The 17,581-nt window shown below is 42.0% G+C and carries 12 protein-coding genes; 4 read left to right on the top strand and 8 right to left on the bottom strand.

Going from position 1 to position 17,581, the window contains the following annotated elements:
* Positions 1-196 precede the first annotated feature (196 nt).
* Both VK664_RS13740 and VK664_RS13735 read right to left on the bottom strand, forming a co-directional pair.
* Entirely contained in the window at positions 197-1,513 is a 1,317-nt protein-coding gene (locus VK664_RS13740; RefSeq protein WP_461399248.1) for a Gfo/Idh/MocA family protein, read from the bottom strand.
* A gap of 107 nt (positions 1,514-1,620) precedes the next feature.
* A complete protein-coding gene (locus VK664_RS13735; RefSeq protein WP_461399247.1) occupies positions 1,621-1,941 on the bottom strand; it encodes a hypothetical protein in 321 nt (106 codons plus the stop codon).
* A 211-nt stretch (positions 1,942-2,152) separates the two neighbouring features.
* Here VK664_RS13735 and VK664_RS13730 point away from each other — a divergent pair, with 211 nt between their 5' ends.
* Entirely contained in the window at positions 2,153-3,082 is a 930-nt protein-coding gene (locus tag VK664_RS13730; RefSeq protein ID WP_461399246.1) for an NAD-dependent epimerase/dehydratase family protein, read from the top strand.
* Here VK664_RS13730 and VK664_RS13725 read toward each other — a convergent pair.
* Entirely contained in the window at positions 3,079-5,406 is a 2,328-nt protein-coding gene (locus tag VK664_RS13725) for a S9 family peptidase (protein ID WP_461399245.1), read from the bottom strand. The genes VK664_RS13730 and VK664_RS13725 overlap by 4 nt on opposite strands.
* A 462-nt stretch (positions 5,407-5,868) precedes the next feature.
* Between VK664_RS13725 and VK664_RS13720 the strand changes: the two genes are divergently transcribed.
* On the top strand, positions 5,869-8,376 hold the full coding sequence (locus tag VK664_RS13720; RefSeq protein ID WP_461399243.1) for a S9 family peptidase: 2,508 nt from the start codon (positions 5,869-5,871) through the stop codon (positions 8,374-8,376).
* A 122-nt stretch (positions 8,377-8,498) separates the two neighbouring features.
* On the opposite strand, the gene VK664_RS13715 is transcribed toward VK664_RS13720, so the two are convergent.
* The 4 genes from VK664_RS13715 to VK664_RS13700 all read right to left on the bottom strand — a co-directional run bounded on the left by VK664_RS13715 (position 8,499) and on the right by VK664_RS13700 (position 15,390).
* On the bottom strand, positions 8,499-10,028 hold the full coding sequence (locus VK664_RS13715) for an efflux transporter outer membrane subunit (protein WP_461399242.1): 1,530 nt from the start codon (positions 10,026-10,028) through the stop codon (positions 8,499-8,501).
* A gap of 25 nt (positions 10,029-10,053) precedes the next feature.
* Positions 10,054-13,242, bottom strand: coding sequence for an efflux RND transporter permease subunit (locus tag VK664_RS13710; RefSeq protein ID WP_461399241.1), 3,189 nt, complete (start codon positions 13,240-13,242; stop codon positions 10,054-10,056).
* Between the two features lie 288 nt (positions 13,243-13,530).
* Positions 13,531-14,676, bottom strand: coding sequence for an efflux RND transporter periplasmic adaptor subunit (locus VK664_RS13705; RefSeq protein ID WP_461399240.1), 1,146 nt, complete (start codon positions 14,674-14,676; stop codon positions 13,531-13,533).
* Between the two features lie 117 nt (positions 14,677-14,793).
* Positions 14,794-15,390 carry a TetR/AcrR family transcriptional regulator gene (locus VK664_RS13700; protein ID WP_461399239.1) on the bottom strand — a complete coding sequence of 199 codons (597 nt, stop codon included), beginning with the start codon at positions 15,388-15,390 and terminating at the stop codon, positions 14,794-14,796.
* Positions 15,391-15,560: 170 nt separating this feature from the next.
* On the opposite strand from VK664_RS13700, the gene VK664_RS13695 reads away from it, so the two are divergent.
* A complete protein-coding gene (locus tag VK664_RS13695; RefSeq protein ID WP_461399238.1) occupies positions 15,561-15,896 on the top strand; it encodes a hypothetical protein in 336 nt (111 codons plus the stop codon).
* Positions 15,897-16,003: 107 nt separating this feature from the next.
* Here VK664_RS13695 and VK664_RS13690 read toward each other — a convergent pair whose 3' ends face one another.
* The gene (locus tag VK664_RS13690; protein ID WP_461399301.1) at positions 16,004-16,363 is read right to left on the bottom strand and encodes an ABC transporter permease; all 360 of its coding nucleotides are present in this window, start codon (positions 16,361-16,363) and stop codon (positions 16,004-16,006) included.
* Positions 16,364-16,542: 179 nt separating this feature from the next.
* Between VK664_RS13690 and VK664_RS13685 the strand changes: the two genes are divergently transcribed.
* Positions 16,543-17,535: a ligand-binding sensor domain-containing protein gene (locus VK664_RS13685; protein WP_461399237.1), complete on the top strand. Its 993-nt coding sequence runs from the start codon at positions 16,543-16,545 to the stop codon at positions 17,533-17,535.
* The last annotated feature ends 46 nt before the right edge of the window (positions 17,536-17,581 follow it).

Genomic DNA, 17,581 nt, shown 5'->3' with positions numbered 1-17,581 from the left:
GCACTTGAAGAAACCCTAACAAAGCTGATCAGGGCCCCGCAGAAGACCGAAGACAAGAACCACTCACGGCATGAGCAAAGGTATTAACCACGGGACACAGCCGCAAAACGGCACAATCCCGCTCCCAACGGAGTGAAGGAATGCAATAAAACTGTTGCAGCAAGAGGCGATACAAAAATTCAAAACAGAACAGCGATCAAAGCTGAGGCAAAACATAAGGCTTTCTGTAAACCGGTTTAAGCAAAGCATTCGCAGCTTTATTATCACCAAAGTTCTGTGACTTGTCATCCCATACAAGCGAGGACCCGGACCGCAAAGCTATATTTCCCATATGGCAATAAACAGCGGCCAGCCTGCCTGTTTCGATCGGGCAAATCGGCTCATTACCCGACCTCATACAATCGATCCAATTTTTAAGATGTATACCATGAGAGTCGGTTCCTGTTTGTCGTGGCATGGACGGAACCTTCAATTTATCTTTTTCACCTTCAGGAATAAGGTCCCATGATCCGCGATCAATTACAATGGTCCCATTATTACCAACGAATGAAAGTCCATAACTTTTGCCATAGGGACCTGTTTGTATTCCTGCCGAATGTTCGTAGCTGATGTTATAACCAGGCATGGCATATTGAACACTCATGGTATCAAAAGTTTCATGGGCGTGATCCGGGAAGGCAAAGTTGCCGCCAGTAGAAGACACTTTAAGCGGAAGTGATTTTGTGTCTTTCGCCCAGAGAGCCATATCCATCAGGTGCACTCCCCAATCAGTCATCAATCCACCACCATAGTTCCAGAACATTCGCCATGAGCCATGGAAACGATTTTTATTAAATCTTCTGGCCGGTGCCGGGCCGAGCCATTTATCAAAGTCAACACCTGGCGGAACAGTGGAATCTGCCATCTTCGGTTGTCCAATACCGTAATTGAAGTTTGCCCAGATATTTATTTTCCTGAGATCACCTAATTTCCCTTCTTTCATAAAGTCCATGGCAGTCTTCCAATGGTCACCGCTTCTTTGTTGCTGTCCAACCTGTACAATTTTTTTATAGCGTCTGACCGCTTTAACCATCTGATCGCATTCATAAACACTGTTGGCAATTGGCTTCTCCACATAAACATGTTTGCCAGCCATTACACTATCTATCAACTGAAGACAATGCCAGTGATCCGGTGTTCCGATGATGACCGCATCAATGTCTTTATTTTCAAGCATCTTTCGGTAGTCGCTGTATTGCAGTGGTTTTTTGCCCTGCAGTTTTGTTATTTCATCTATACGTTTTGACAACACTGATTCATCAATATCGCAAATGGCAGCGCATTCCACATCAGGCTGTTTTAATGCCTGCACCAGGTTCCAGTTGCCCTGGCTGTTGGCACCGATTAATGCAATGCGGATTTTTTCGTTAGCGCCTAAGCTGGCAATTCCTGATTGGGGGAAAACACTTGCGATAGCACCAGTGGTGAGGAGCCTGGAAGAATCGGTCAGGAATGCTCTTCTTGTTTTTTTCATACAGCAATAATTGAATCAATAAAAGTGAATAAACCGGGATGAAACTAAGTGATAATCTTCAATTTATTTAATAATAAAAGCCGCAATTATTTAGCTGCGAATCCAAATTACTTCGCTGTGATCCCGAATTTTTTATCTGTGAAGTTTATGAGAAGAGCGAACATCCGGTTGATAAAAAGGCCAAGGATCAATCCCCCCAGGAGGCCGGCCACAATACCGGTGGCAATAGCCGGACCTGTAGTAGTCCAGGTATAAATCTTGTTCAATACCAGGGTTGAAATCCCCCCGGAGATTATTCCAAACAGGGATGTACAAGTCATAATAAATGCGTTCACGCCTTTTGATACTGAGCGTTTTCTTAAGCCTATATATACTGAAGTGGTGATTATGCCGATTGAAACAAAACCAGCTATGATCCCATCAGACACACTAAAAAACTCTTTATTTGCATATTGTAAACTGTGAGATAGTTTTGGATTTAGGAAATTAATCAGAACCTGGCATATTATGATAAGAAGATTTTCTGAGCTTGCAAATCATGGTTACAAGATAATTTCAATCTGGCATATTACATAGTGCTTCTTGTTATTAAACTCTTGTACTGGTTTCATAATTCATAACTCATAATTCATAATTCTCTTGAATCATATTTTACTTGGTGCAAACGGGACAATCGGAAACGCGCTGATACCTCTCATTCAAAAAAATGGCGAAGATTTGCGGCTGGTTTCAAGACGTGCTATGCAGGTTGAGGGCGCTGAAACCTTTGCCGCTGATGTATTGGACCGGGATAAGGTTTTTGAAGCAGTAAAAGGTGCAGATATAGTATACCTGTTAATCGGGCTTAAATATGAAGCGAAGGTCTGGGAAAGGGACTGGCCGGTGATCATGAGAAATGTGATTGATGCTTGTAAAGCAAGCGGTGCAAAGCTGGTATACTTTGATAATGCTTATATGTATGGTCGCGTGCATGGTTATATATCCGAAACAACTCCATACAAGCCCATCAGCCGGAAAGGCAAGGTCAGGGCGGCGATTGCTACTATGCTTCAGGACGAAATGAAGGCGGGGACAATTAAAGCCATCATTGCGCGCGCAGTAGACTTTTATGGTCCTGGAGTTACTGATAAAAGTGCTGCCGGAACCCTCGTTTTTAGCAACATGAAGAAAAAGAAAAAAGCACAGTGGTTTATCAACGCTGAAGTGCCAAGGTCCTATAATTATGTACCGGATGCTGCAGAATCTCTATATAAACTTGCAATGACGGAATCAGCTTATGGGCAGGTCTGGCACCTTCCCGCAGTAAAACCTCCTTTAACCGGAAAAGAATTTATAGAGCTTGCTGCAAAATATATGGGTGCAGAAGAGAAGTTCACTGTTTTACCAAAGTTCGTTTTGAAATTAATTGGCTTCTTTAATCCATTTCTTCGTGAAATCTATGAAATGCATTACCAGGATGAATTTCCATTTCTATTTGACTCTTCCAAATTCGAACGCGAGTTCAGGATGGAGCCAACCAGTTATGAGGAAGCAATTAAAAAGACCGCACAATGGTATCTGACACATTAAAAAGCTCTTTGTGACTGAGGCGCATTAAACTGAAATTCTTTTGGCGGCTCAACTCCACGGAGGTGCTTTACGAAATAATCCCAACGACGTCGCATCATATAAGGAGAATATGGTCCATATCCATGCGGGCTGTTTGGGAAAATAACAAGATCATAATCCTTGTTTGCCTTATTCAGCGCTTCAACAACAAGTAAGGTATTGTATGGCGGTACATTGTTATCAAGCATACCATGAGCCAGCATCAACTTTCCTTTTAAATTTTTTGCATAGTTCTGATTTGCCTGTGCTTCATAATCTGAGTTTTCAGCAAGTCCATTGTATCTCTCGCCCCAGTCATCTTCATAGTTCCTGTTGTCATGATTACCTGATTCAGAAATGCCAACTTTAAAAAAGTCAGGGTAACGGAACATGGCCGCAGCGGTTGCAAAACCTCCACCGGAATGTCCCCATATTCCAACCTTATTCGTATCAATTGGATATTGCTTTGATAGTTGCCTGATTGCTGCAATCTGGTCTGGCAGCGTGTTTTCGGCCATGTTGCCATAGCTCATATCATGAAAGCTTTTTGAACGATATGGATTACTTGTGCCTTCTATCACCACCACTATAAAACCCAACTCAGCTAGTGCCTGGTGGTCGCCTCTTGAAGCAGAGAACGACCAGCTGCCGACACTACCGCCTTGTGGGCCCGGATAGATATAATCGATAACAGGATATTTAATGCCAGCTTCCATATTTGATGGAGTGAATACCAGTCCATATATATCTGTTTTTCCATCTCCTGCTTTTACTTTAACCGGCTTTGGTGCCTTCCATCCCTGTGCAACCAGTTTTGAAATATCTGCTTTTTCCAGTTCAACCATCAACTTCCCGTTTAAATCTCTTAATACAGTTACTGAAGGGGTATCGGGTTGTGAATAGGTATCGATGAAATATTTTTTTGAAGGAGAAAGAGATACTGTGTGGTTACCATTCACCGGGGTAAGGTGCTTCAGATTTTTTCCATCAAAACCAATTCGATAAAGATGCTGGAAATAAGGATTACCCGGTTCGCGTCCAACGGCTGTAAACAAGATCTGGCGGTTCTTCTCATCAACATCCAACAGGCGGGCGACAACAAATTCTCCTTTTGTAACCTGGTTTTTAAGCTGTCCTGTCTTCGCATCATACAAATACATATGACCCCAGTCGTCACGCTCGGAATACCAAAGGATTTCATTGCTGGCGGGCAGGTATCTCCAGTTGATAAAACCTCTGCCTGACTCGTATTGTGTTTTTACAACTTCTTCAAAAACATCGCGGATAGCGCCGGTATTAGCATCAGCAATCCTGAACTTTTCCTGTTTGTGATCGCGGGAAGTGGATAAAAATGCGACTTCTGAACCATCTGCCTTCCAGTCTATATCATCGAATGTTCCGCTGCTTGAAATATCATCGCTTAAAGTTGCACGATGTGCATCAGGTGGGATCTGGAAGCGAATCACTTTTGCGTTTTCAACATCAATCACAACACGATGAATCATTACGATATTCTTATCGCCCGGTAAAGGATATTTCCACGTCTTCAGGTTCGGCTTTCCAACATTTGTTGTAACCAGGTACATGTCACTTATGTTGCGCTGGTCCTGTTGAAAGGTTGCTACTTTCTTAGAATCAGGAGACCATCTCACAACGGGCCTGTCACTCATTGACCAGCCGGCATTGTCAGTGGCATAACCGAAGTTTTCAATGCCATCAGTTGTGAGTTGTGTTTCTTTTTTCGTTGCAAGATCACGTACCCAAAGGTTCCAGTTTTTGATAAAGACGGCTTTCTTGCCATCAGGAGAAAAAACATCGTTACCGCCAGCCCTTCTTCCCATAACCGCAGGCTGTGCAGGTATTACTGATGCTGATGTATCTGTGGTAATCTCATGTGATTTAAGATCGAATTTCCATTTTTTGCCATCGGCAACAAATGAAATGCTTTTTCCATCTGAAGAAGGTAGGATAACCTGGAAAGGTAATTTTTGTGCGTCATAAGTTTTGCCTGAAACTTTTGAAAGCGCAGCTGCTAATTGCGTTTGATCAAAGGCCGCAGATTTTGTCTTTTTCGCTGGATCAACCATTACAAATTCATTACCCTTCTCAGTTGTAACGAGATACCATAGTTTATCTCCGGCCATCCAATTAGGGCGTAGATTATTTCTTGAAACCAATGACTCGGTTTTGTAAGAAAGAAAGCTTTCCGCGTGTTGATAATCTTTTGCTGTAAGTACTGTGGGTGATTGAGCGGATACAGAAATTGAAAAGGCAATTAAGCCTGCCGTAATCAGATGCTTATTCATTGGAATATGTGACTGTTTAGAAGGGATGGAGACCCGATTGAAAATGAAATGTGTAAGGTTGAAAGATACGCAATAAGAGGAATAATTAAGTTTCCCGGCCTATGCGCTAACCTCTAAGTGCCCGGAATATGTAGTGCCCGGAATGTAGTATTTTTTTTATTTGAATTATTGCGGAGCTTTAACATGTTTGAATATTTTCCACTTTATCGTCATATATAATTCGTTTACATAAGAATACTTAGGTGCTGGAACCCGGAAACAACGTAGACTAAGTTGTGAGTTGTGAGTGGTAAGTGGTGAGTGAAGCCGAGTGGTTAATTTGTGCCTGACGCGAATAAATTTAAACTCAGACTTATATAAAATTTAACTATCGAACAGGAAATTCCGAATAAGGAAGTACATTCATAACTCCTAATTCATATTTAAGTTTTCATAATTCATAACTCATAATTCATAACTCTCTTGAAAAGATTAATTGCAATCATGCTTTTAAGCGTAGGTATGTCTGCTACCGCTCAACAGCAACCTGCTGAAAAAGCAAACTACCAGCTGGCTTCCAGATTTTCGACCGGCAAACTCGAAAGAATGGTCTTCAGTACTTCTGTAGATCCACATTGGCTGAAGAGTTCTGATCGTTTTTGGTATTCTTATGAAACCACTGAAGGAAAAAAATGGTATATCGTGGACCCGGTAACCGGCCAGAAAAAGATAATGTTCGACAACGATAAAATGGCTGCCGAATTAACAAAGATTGTGAGGGATCCTTTTGATGCACAACACTTGCTTATTGATAGTATCCAGTTTATAAAAAATGAAAATAGTATACAGTTCCAGGTGAAGAGTTCACTTGAAGTTGAAATAAAAGATTCAACGGTAAAACAGGATACTACTTCAAAAAAGAAAGTGCCCGGCAGAAAAGAGATAAAAACATTTTATTTCGAGTACGAGCTGGCTACCGGCAAATTAATTGAACTGACAGACTACAAAAAGCCGAAAAGAAATCAGCGGTGGGCATCTGTGTCGCCAGATAAAAAAACAATTGTTTTCACAAAAAACAATAATCTCTATTTCATGGATCAGGCTAACTATGAAAAGGCCATGAAAAATGAAGACGATACTACCATTGCTGAAACAAAACTTACAACAGATGGTGTTGAGTATTATTCTTATGGCGGTGGTGGCATGGGTAATGAAAACAATGTTGAAAAGATAAAAAATAAAAATAAGCGCAAACCCTCAGGTATCTTATGGTCACCCGATTCTAAACATTTTGTGATAAATCGTGTGGATCAACGCAGTGTTAAAGAACTATGGGTTATAAACAGCGTTGCGGAGCCCAGGCCAACACTGGAAACATATAAATACCAGATGCCTGGAGAAAAAGAAGCTCCTATTGAACACATGCTCGTGTTTGATATCAATGCAAAAACAAGCAAGGAACTCGATGTTAAACAATTTAAAGATCAGAATATCGGTCTTTGGTCGGCGCCGGTGTTGAAAAGCAACCGTGACGATGACTGGCGCCCGTCTTTATGGCATGGCACCAACGAAAAGCTATACTTCAATCGTACCAGTCGTGACCTTAAACGAATCGACATCTGCGTGGTTGATATCAATACTGGCAATGTCAAACCACTCATAGAAGAAAGAATGAACACCTATGTTGAACTGAGAAGACTTGGCCTTGTTAATGGTGGCACTGAGTTAATAGAGTGGAGCGAAAGAGATGGTTGGGCACATTTTTATTTGTATGACGGCGATGGTAAATTTAAAAATCAAATTACAACTGGTCCGTTTCATTGCGAAGACATAATCGGTATCGACGAAAAGAAACGTATCCTTTATTTCGAAGGTAACGGACGTGAACCAAATGAAGATCCCTATTATGTGCACACTTACAGAATCAACTTTGATGGTACCGATCTGCGACTTCTTGACAAGGGTGAGTTTGAACATTCGGTAAGCCTGAACGATAATAATCGTTTTTTTGTTGATAACTATTCAAGGGTTAACACTGTACCTAAAGCTGCCCTTTATAATGTTGAAGGAAAAAAGATTCTTGATCTTGAAACAGCTGACTTCAGCTCACTGATGGCCTCCGGCTACAAGTTCCCTGAAATATTTAAGGTTAAGGCTGATGATGGTATTACTGATTTGTATGGGGTATTATACAAGCCTTACAATTTTGACAGCACAAAAAAGTATCCTGTTGTTGAATATGTTTATCCGGGTCCTCAAACTGAAGCAGTGAACAAGGCATTTACACAACCCGCTGCAAGAACCGACCGGATAGCTCAACTTGGAATTCTGGTAGTAACCGTTGGTAACCGCGGAGGAAATCCAGGACGTTCAAAATGGTATCATAACTATGGGTATGGAAATCTAAGAGATTACGGACTAGCTGATAAGAAAGCGGCCATTGAACAGCTTGCTGACAGGCATTCTTATATTGATATTGAACGTGTCGGGATACATGGACATTCCGGTGGCGGCTTTATGAGTACTGCCGCAATGCTGGTTTACCCTGACTTTTTTAAGGTAGGAGTTTCATCTTCCGGTAACCATGATAATAGTATTTATAATCGTTGGTGGAGTGAAAAACATCATGGTGTGAAAGAACAAATCGCGGAAAACGGCGACACATCATTTGTATATAATATCGATAAGAATCCGGACCTGGCCAAGAACCTGAAAGGTCACCTGATGCTGACTACCGGCGATATCGACAACAATGTACATCCTGCAAATACTATCCGCGTTGCCAATGCCCTGATAAAAGCGAACAAACGTTTTGATCTGGTTATACTTCCTGGTCAGCGTCATGGCTATGCGGATATGACCGAGTATTTTTTCTACGTACTTGCTGACTACTATGCAAAATGGCTACTGGGAGATTTTTCACAGCCTGTCGACATCAATGAAATGAACCGCGAAACCCAACAAACCGGCCCTAAAAGAAGAGGAATTTAAGAAAGTCATTTTAAGAGAATTATGAATTATGAGTTATGAATTATGAAAGCAGTTATGAGATACAATAGTTTCAATTTCATAACTGCTTTCATAATTCATAACTCATAATTCATAATTCTCTTTCACCATCCTCCTCCAAGCGACCGATACAGTTCCACCTTTGCTCCCAGGTGTTCCCGGGTTAATGCAGCAAGTTCCAGTTCACTTTGAAGTACATTGCCCTGTGCTGTAATAACCTCCAGATAATTTGCCATGCCTGAACTGAAAAGCTGGCGTGCATTGCTGGTGGCTTTTTGCAACAATTCAACCCTGTCTCTCACGATCCGTTGTTCAGTACCCAGTTTTTCGATTCTTACGAGTGCATCGGAGACTTCTCCAACGGCAAACAGCACAGATTGACGGAATTCAATAACTGATTGTTCGCGACGAACCTTTGCAATCTCATATTCCGTTTTTAGTTGTTTTTTCAGTATCAGGGGCTGAACGATTCCCCCGGTTACTGCGCCATACAGCGATGCCGGGATATTAAACCAGTTGCTTGCTTTAAAGGCATTCAGGCCACCAGCTGCAGTTATTTTTAAAGCCGGATACATATTAGCCCGGGTAATGCCGACCTGTGCATTTGCTATATTCAATTCAAGTTCCTGTCTTTTTACATCGGGCCTGCGGCTAAGCATCTCCGTGGGTACACCGGCCGATAAACTATCAGAAATATTTACCTGTGCCAAAGTTGACTGACGAAGAACGGCTGAAGGCAGTTCTGCCGATAAAACACGCAGTGCATTTTCCTGCAACACGATGTCCTTTTCTATTTGTGGCAGAAGAGCTGTAGCAGTATTTTGTTGCGCTTCTGCCTGCTGAACCGCGAGGGCGGTAACCTGTCCGGCATTATACTGAAATCTCAATATCCTCAATGTGCTATCACTCAACCTGATATTTTTCTCGGCAATCAGGAGTTGTTCATCCAGCATTAACAGATTGTAATAAGCCTGAGATATGCTCGCCACAAGATTAGTTTGAACAGCCTTCCTTACTTCCTCTGATTGCAGATAACCAGCCAGCGCTGCAGCCTTTCGGTTTTTTATTTTTCCCCAGATATCTGCTTCCCATGACAACGAAATATTTGCAGTAAAATCTTCGATATGTTTTGTTCCCAGGAACTGGCTTGCACTTAAACCATTGAGGCTGTTGTCTGAAGGCCGGTTGGAGCTTGCACCAATTTGCAGGCTCAGGTCTGGAACATAGCCCCAGCGACTTTGTTTTAAAAGCAACTGTGCCGTTTCGATATTTTTTATTGCCAGTTGCATGTCATAGTTCTTTACGATCGCGGTATCAATCAGCTTCTGGAGCACCGGGTCTGTAAAAAAATTCTTCCAGGACAAATCTGCAATATTGTTGCCCTCATGAGTATTACGATCAATCGCCAGGCTGTCTGAAGCTCCTAATCTGTCTGAAGCTGTTGAGCTGTCAATAATTGCCAACTTATCGACAGTTGCCCTGACCGGGCTATCCCTTACTGCCTGAGAGAAGTTATCATTTCTAAACTTCACCGGGAGTGCTGCTTCCGGCTTTACATTGTCTTTCGACACATTACATGCTGCAATAAAAGCAAGCAGCAATGGTAAAATAATGTGTGCTATATAATTTTTCATTTCTTTTTTATTAATTGTTTTATGGTTATGCTATCACCGGCTGATGATTTTTTTCGTGTTCTTTTTGTTTATTGTTAGTTCTCAAAATCGGTTTACCGGTGATCTTTTCCTGCAGATGCTGGAAAACTATAAACAGCACAGGTATGATCAAAACTCCAAGAATAACCCCGGTGATCATTCCACCTGCGGCGCCGATACTGATCGAATGATTACCCTGTGCAGAAGGACCCGTTGCGGTCATCATAGGAATCAATCCGGCAACAAAGGCCAGCGAAGTCATCACGATGGGACGTAGTCTGAGTTTCGCAGCTTCCATTGCTGAAGCAAGTAAAGTTTTTCCGGCCCTTCTCCTTTGAACCGCATATTCAACAATCAGGATCGCATTTTTTGCAAGCAGGCCGATTAGCATCACAAGTGCCACCTGTACATAAATGTTATTTTCAATTCCTGTTAAGCCGATCGCAGCGAATACGCCAAATACTCCGACAGGTATTGAAAAAATTACTGATAGTGGCAGGATATAACTTTCATACTGTGCTGCCAGCAGGAAGTAAACAAAAAGCAGACAGAGTGCGAAAATGATAACCGATTGTCCGCCCGATGAGATTTCCTCGCGGGTAAGCCCGGAAAATTCAAAAGCATATCCTTCAGGTAATTTATCAGCGGCGACTTCTTCAACTGCCCTGATGGCATCACCAGAACTAAATCCTGGTTTGGTAATAGCATTGATCCCGATAGAATTAAAAAGATTGTAACGTGATACTGTCTCCGGTCCAAAAACTCTTTTTAATTTGACCAGGGTATTAATTGGCACCATTTCACCGCTCCTGTTTTTCACAAACACTCCTTCTACAGAAGATGGCTCAGCCCTGGAACCGGTTTCAGCCTGGATAACAACCCGGTAGTATTTGCCAAAACGATTAAAATCTGATGCCTGGGTGCTGCCATAATAGGCCTGCATAGTCTGTAATATGTCCTTCACATTTACGCCAAGTTGTTCTGCTTTAACCTCATCAACTTCCAGGTCAAGTTGTGGATAATCTGATTTAAATGAAGTAAAAGCCATTGCGATTTCCTTGCGCTTCATCAATTCGCCGATGAAGTTTTGTGCAACGCCGCTGAATTTATCAAGCTTGCCACCGGTTTTGTCCTGCAATACAAGATCTAGTCCGTCTATATTACTAAATCCAGGCACGGTTGGGAAAGTGAACACAAAGAAATTTCCATCTTTCACACCGGCGAGTCTTTGCCTGATATCATTCATGATGGCATTGATGTCTTTTATTTTTCCTCTTTCTTTTGCTTCTTTCAAAAGAACAAATACAACAGCAGCTGAAGGACTTGAAGATTGAGTGAGCATATTAAATCCTGAAAGGCCCATGAGTGTGCGGCTCGCTTCAAGATCACCAAGTGCAGCTTCTGTCTTTTTCACCGCTTCGGTTGTCCTTTGCAGTGAGGCTCCGGCTGGCATAGAAAGAGAAATTGCAATAAAGCCCTGATCCTCGGAAGGAATGAAACCGGTTTTTGTTTTAGATACCATCCAGGCTGTAGATGCCAACACGATAGCAAGCCCTGCAAAGCCAACCCATTTATATCTTACCAGGAACTTGATACTGCCCAGGTATTTATTGGATAATGAATTGAAGCCGGTATTAAATCCATCGAAGAATTTTTCTTTGAAACTGCGTTTTTTGTTACCCGCCTTATTCCCGTGTTTATCCTTTAATAACAAAGCCGTCAATGCTGGACTAAGCGTCAACGCATTTACTGCCGATATCACGATGGCAATGGCGAGTGTAAACGCAAACTGCCGGTAAAATACGCCCGTTGAACCTTCCATGAAACCGACCGGAAGAAACACCGCACTCATCACAAGTGTTATTGAAATGATAGCACCGGTGATCTCACGCATGGCTGAAACGGTTGCGGCTTTTGGAGGCAGGTGTTCATTCTCCATCTTGGCATGCACCGCTTCCACTACCACGATGGCATCATCCACCACTATACCGATGGCAAGCACAAGTGCAAACAAAGTAAGCAGGTTGATTGAAAAGCCAAACAGGTTCATAAAAAAGAAGGTCCCGATAATGGCCACAGGCACTGCTATCGCAGGAATCAACGTTGAACGGAAATCCTGCAGGAATAAAAACACAACTATGAACACAAGAATAAATGCTTCTATCAGCGTATGAATCACCTGGCTAATGGATTGGTCAAGTGAATTTTTAGTATTATACAGGATAAGGTGTTTGACTCCTTTCGGAAAGCTCTTTGAAGCTTTATCCATAAACTTTGCGATTGCAATCTGTATCTCGTTACTGTTTGAACCTGAAAGCTGGAAGGAGGCAATGTTAATTCCTGGCTTTCCATTTACACGGGTATAGTTTCCATAGGTGTACGAACCAAATTCAATTTTCGCAACATCTTTCAGTCGCAGCATTGAGCCATCAGGGTTGGATCTGATTATTATGTTTTCATAGTCGAGTGGTTGATTCAGTTTGCCTTTATATTTGATCACATATTCAAAAGCTTCACCGCTGCTTTCTCCAAACTTTCCAGGTGCTGCTTCAAGATTTTTATCTTGAATAGACGCTAAGACATCACCCGGTGTAAGATTATATGCGGCCATCTGTGCAGGTTTCAGCCAGACACGCATTGAGTAATCCTTGCTTCCACCAAAGATCAGTGCCTGCCCTACTCCCTGGATTCTTTTTATCTCAGGGATGATATTGATTTGTGCATAGTTTGCCAGGAAAGTCTGATCATAGTTTTTTTCATCCTCTGCATACAAATCAACCACCATCAACAAACTGTTCTGTTGTTTGGAAGTTGTAATACCTGCCTGTACCACCTCTGCAGGAAGCTGGCTGGTGGCCTGTGCTACCCGATTTTGCACATTAACTGCTGCCTGGTCAGGATTGGTACCGAGCTTAAAGTATATGGTTATCACAAGTGACCCGTCATTGCTGGCAGTTGAACTCATATAACTCATATTTTCTACGCCATTGATACTTTCTTCAAGTGATGGCGCAACGGATCTGAGTACAGTTTCAGCATTTGCTCCCGGGTAAAAAGCGGCAACCTGTACAGCCGGTGGAGCGATATCCGGGAATTGTTCCAGCGGAAGTTTGAAGAGGCCGAGTACTCCCAGCATTACCAGGAGTATAGAGATAACGGTTGCCATGACCGGCCTTTCGATGAATTTCTTAAACATGATGGTTGTATTGATTCTTTGTATTGATTCTTGTTGATTGATTCACATAGCCTGCCTGTTCAGTAATCAATCAATTACTGCTGGTTATTCTAAACAGGCTGCTATATGTTTTTTGTTATTCCGGGAAGGGTGAGATGGTTAAGTCTAGGGTGTTTAAAGTTGGTATTCGGTTTGCTCAATGAGCCAGCTTAGCTACTCAATGAACTTAGCTACTCAATGAACCTTTAAGCTAAAATAGCTAAGGTCTAATAAGGCATCAGCATGAAGCATACGCCTCAGCGCTGTCCTTCAGTTTTTCTTATCTGCCATTGAGAGCTGGGTATTGGTCTTCGGGCTCTCAGGTTTGATTACGAGGTCCTCGCTTAGATTTTCCAGGCCATTGATCACTATCCTGTCGCCCGCTTTCACTCCTTCTTTCACAATATAATCGGTACCGCTTTTGCCTATCACCTGTAATGGCTGTTTGCTCACCTTGTTACTATCACCCACAGCATAAACAAATATTTTGTCCTGTACTTCAACTGTAGCTGATTGTGGAACCAGTATCGCATTCAGGTGCTCCTGCTGTAATCTTATCTTTCCTGTATTTCCTGATCTCAACAAATTATTGCTGTTAGAAAAGATTGCTCTCAATGTGATTGCACCGGTTGTTTTATCGAATCGTCCATCGACCATATCAATTTTTCCTGTAACAGGATAGACCGAGTTGTCTGGCAGTATCAATGAAACAGCAGGTAGATTTTTTAATTTATCGCTGATAGTCGCACCTTCATATTGCGACTTGAAGTTGATAAAGTCTGTTTCACCGAGCGAGAAATAAGCATATACTTCATGGACATCTGAAAGATTGGTTAATGCTTCGGGATCAGCAGGTGAAACCAGGGATCCTTGTTTCTTCGGAAGCCTTCCTATATATCCACTAACCGGGGCCGTTACATTCGTATACCCGAGTTTTATCTTAGCCGATGCCACAAGCGCCTTTGCCTGTTCAACATTTGCAGTCGCTCCATTGTGTGCTGACTTTGCAACCTTGAGTTGATAATCTGAAACGATTTTGTTTTCAACCAGGGGTGTAAGCTTTTCTATTTCAATCGCGGCATTGTTTAACTGTGCTTCTGCTGATTTAAGGTTAGCAATAGCATTGTTTAACTGTTCGCGATAGGGCTGATCATTAATTTTAAAAAGCAATTGACCGGCTTTTACAAAAGCACCTTCGTCTACCAGCACCTTATCGAGAAATCCATCAACCTGTGGTCTGATTTCAACGTCTACTTTTCCCTGCAGGGATGCGGTGTAATCATGACCTGTTGTGGCCGGGGAGGAATTAATTGTTATTACTTCTGCAACCGGCGGTGGAGCTGGTTGCTGGGGTTTATCGTCTGAACATGCTGCTGCAAGTGCGAGGATAAGACTTAAAATGATGGGAGTTCTCATAACTACATTAAACGATTTAACACTGTTAAGAATAAAGTTTAAAAAAAACGGTTTTTTCAACCGGCTTGCATCGTTAATTAAATGTCAGGCTACTAATATCGGGCTACTTTCTGACTGTCAGGCTGTTATGGCCTTCGTGATTCCCCGGATGGCATCCTGGAGAATTCTTCGGTTTAGTTTGTCTGAGGTTCCGCGGTTTGTTAGATTTATGGAGATAAGCCCGTGAACAATGGACCAATAGGTATAGTACCATCTGCACACTTCTGATTCATCGTCTCCTTTATCGCTGGTTAACTGACTGATCAGGTCGTTAACCAGGTTAGTAGGACCGGCAATTTCAGGGCCTTTCTGTTGCGTACAGCAATTCATCGAAACGCCAAACATTAACTGGTAGAATTCCTTTTCGGCAAATGCAAAGTTCCAATAGGCCATCCAGACAGCTTCGATTTTTTCTTCTGGTGAATCAACTTTACCGCTCGCTTCCTGCATTTGCTTTGTTAATAGGAGGAAGCCTTTTTTACTTAGGGCTTCCAGGATTGCTTCCTTGTTGGCAAAATATTCGTAGATGATGGGTGCGGTATATTCAATTTCCTCGGCGATTTTTCGCATACTCAGCGCCTGCCATCCCTCTTTTTTGACAATATGAAAAGCTGCATCCAGGATATTAATCCTGGTTTCTTCCTTTAACCTCAAAATTCTGTCCTTGCTTGCCATTTGCTTTACGGCTATAAATAATCTAACACCGTTAAGTAAAGTTACAGTTAGTTTTCAAACGAATCCAAATTTATTTTTAGAAATGGTTCCTTTTTTTGCATTACGATAACAATTGGAAAACAGATGAAAGATATTTCACTTGCTTAACTTCATGACATAAAACGAAATGTATGTGGTACACTGAATCTTTATGGTTTGAAATTGCGATTGTAAGTATCATTTTTGCAGCAGGAAATATTCTGTTCGGGGTATTCGAGGAGAGAACGCCGAGAGCCAGGAAGCTGATAAAATACCTTGTTACAATGGGAATAGTGATATTGATCTCAGTATATGCCGGCAGAATGACTGCGATGATATTCCTGGCAGTTTTCTCTATCCCTGTCATATATATCCATGGATTTTATCTGCCACGCAAGGGAATAAATGGGTGGACAGCGGAACCCAAATCGAAATACTATGAATTCAGGAATTGGGATAAGGATATTTTCAGGGATCCAAAGAATTAGATTACCACGTTTCCAATTTGTATATCAGAATAAAATATGGATTCACTTGCATATTCATAAGCCTTGCTACTTCGTCAGCTTCAGTACTGCTTGTGATTCGCTACTTCTTAAGCTTCACTACGAATGGCCTCGACCGGATTCGAAAGAGCAGCTTTTACAGATTGCATACCGATCGCAAGCAATGCCATTAGTCCGGCAGCAATAGCAGCTAATAATAATATGCCTGCCCCGATATCTATACGATACGCAAAATTTTCCAGCCATTTGTTCATCGTGAGCCAGGCTAATGGTACAGCCACCACAAAAGCGATAACAACAAGTTTAAGGAAACGTGATGAAACCAGGGCGACCAGCTGCAATGCAGTAGCGCCGAGAACCTTTCTTATGCCAATCTCTTTTTGTCTTTGATGAGCAGATATATGTGCCAATCCAAAAAGACCAAGGCAACAGATGATCATGGAGAGAATTGCGGATACGGTAATAATTTTTTGCCAACGCTGATCTTAAACATTTCAATCTTCCGATTTCAGGTTATTAGCAAAAGTTTCTTAACAGTCAATGCTTCGTTTTTGACAGTTTATTCATCAGGCATTTTCAACTCAAAGTTTATACCCTCAATTTGCAAGTCTGTTCAAAAATTAAAAACATGAATCGTTTAATAGTTTTAGTTCTTGTCATGATCATCTTCCTCAGTTCATCATGTAAGAAAGATAAGCTGCACGCTAACGATGAAATGCCGGATCCGCCTAAGCCTGAATGGCAATTATATAGCTCTGCAAATTCAAAGCTTCCGGATAACCAGGTTAACAGCATTGTGATTGGCCAGGATAATGTGAAATGGATTGGCACTGCAAATGGATTGGTACGAATCATTGATAATGCATGGACCGTTTTCACGAGTGAAAATTCACCCCTGCCATCGTCATTTGTACAGGCACTCGCTGTACAGCCAAATGGAAGCCTATGGGTTGGCACAGACAAGGGCCTGGCAAGTTATAGTGGGTCTGTTTGGAACGTTTACACGAGCGGCAATAGTGCGCTCCCTGAAAATCCAATTATGAGTATCACACATGATTCAAAATTTGACAGAATCTGGGTTGGAACATCTAAAGGATTGGTAAGGATTGAGAATGCAGGAAACTGGAAACTACATGATGAAACAAGCGGCGACCTATTATACTCTATGGCTACCGATCAACAAGGAAATCTATGGATAGGGGCGTTTAATCATTTCCAGTTCCAGGGGCGTATAAGAAAACTTGAAGGGGATACCTGGACGGCTTATAAATTAAATGATGCCGGCTATACATCAACGTATCCCTATTCAATCGCGGTTGATAAAAACAATGTTGTTATTGCATTATTAACCGGAACATCAGTTTCCGCAGTTGTGCGTTTAAATGGAGGGGTGTTTGAAGAAATTCCGAAACCTAAAGATGCTCATGGATTGAAAACCTTGTTGCTTGAGGAGGATAAGATTTGGGTCGGAGGTAAGAATCTTTCATTGTTTGGCAATACCGCTTCGCATGTGATACAAATACCTGGAACAGATAACCAGATACTTGCAATTGCAAGGGATAAAACAGGAGGAAAATGGATCGGCATGCTGGGTGGCGGGCTGGCAGTTTACAGGCAATAGCCGGTTGAGTTAATGCTTTCTCAAATTTACCCGCTTGTTTGATGCG

The sequence above is a fragment of the Flavitalea sp. genome (genome assembly GCF_035489435.1).
Lineage (GTDB): Bacteria > Bacteroidota > Bacteroidia > Chitinophagales > Chitinophagaceae > DATHKG01.
The sequence above is the reverse complement of the archived record's forward strand: the minus strand, read 5'-3'. Positions and strand labels throughout refer to the sequence as shown.

Bases quoted from the DNA above. Each gene is read 5' to 3' on its own strand.
- VK664_RS13725 (WP_461399245.1), bottom strand. From the start codon at position 5,406: ATGAATAAGCATCTGATTACGGCAGGCTTAATTGCCTTTTCAATTTCT.
- VK664_RS13705 (WP_461399240.1), bottom strand. From the start codon at position 14,676: ATGAGAACTCCCATCATTTTAAGTCTTATCCTCGCACTTGCAGCAGCA.
- VK664_RS13715 (WP_461399242.1), bottom strand. From the start codon at position 10,028: ATGAAAAATTATATAGCACACATTATTTTACCATTGCTGCTTGCTTTT.
- VK664_RS13710 (WP_461399241.1), bottom strand. From the start codon at position 13,242: ATGTTTAAGAAATTCATCGAAAGGCCGGTCATGGCAACCGTTATCTCT.
- VK664_RS13685 (WP_461399237.1), top strand. From the start codon at position 16,543: ATGAATCGTTTAATAGTTTTAGTTCTTGTCATGATCATCTTCCTCAGT.
- VK664_RS13695 (WP_461399238.1), top strand. From the start codon at position 15,561: ATGTGGTACACTGAATCTTTATGGTTTGAAATTGCGATTGTAAGTATC.
- VK664_RS13700 (WP_461399239.1), bottom strand. From the start codon at position 15,390: ATGGCAAGCAAGGACAGAATTTTGAGGTTAAAGGAAGAAACCAGGATT.
- VK664_RS13740 (WP_461399248.1), bottom strand. From the start codon at position 1,513: ATGAAAAAAACAAGAAGAGCATTCCTGACCGATTCTTCCAGGCTCCTC.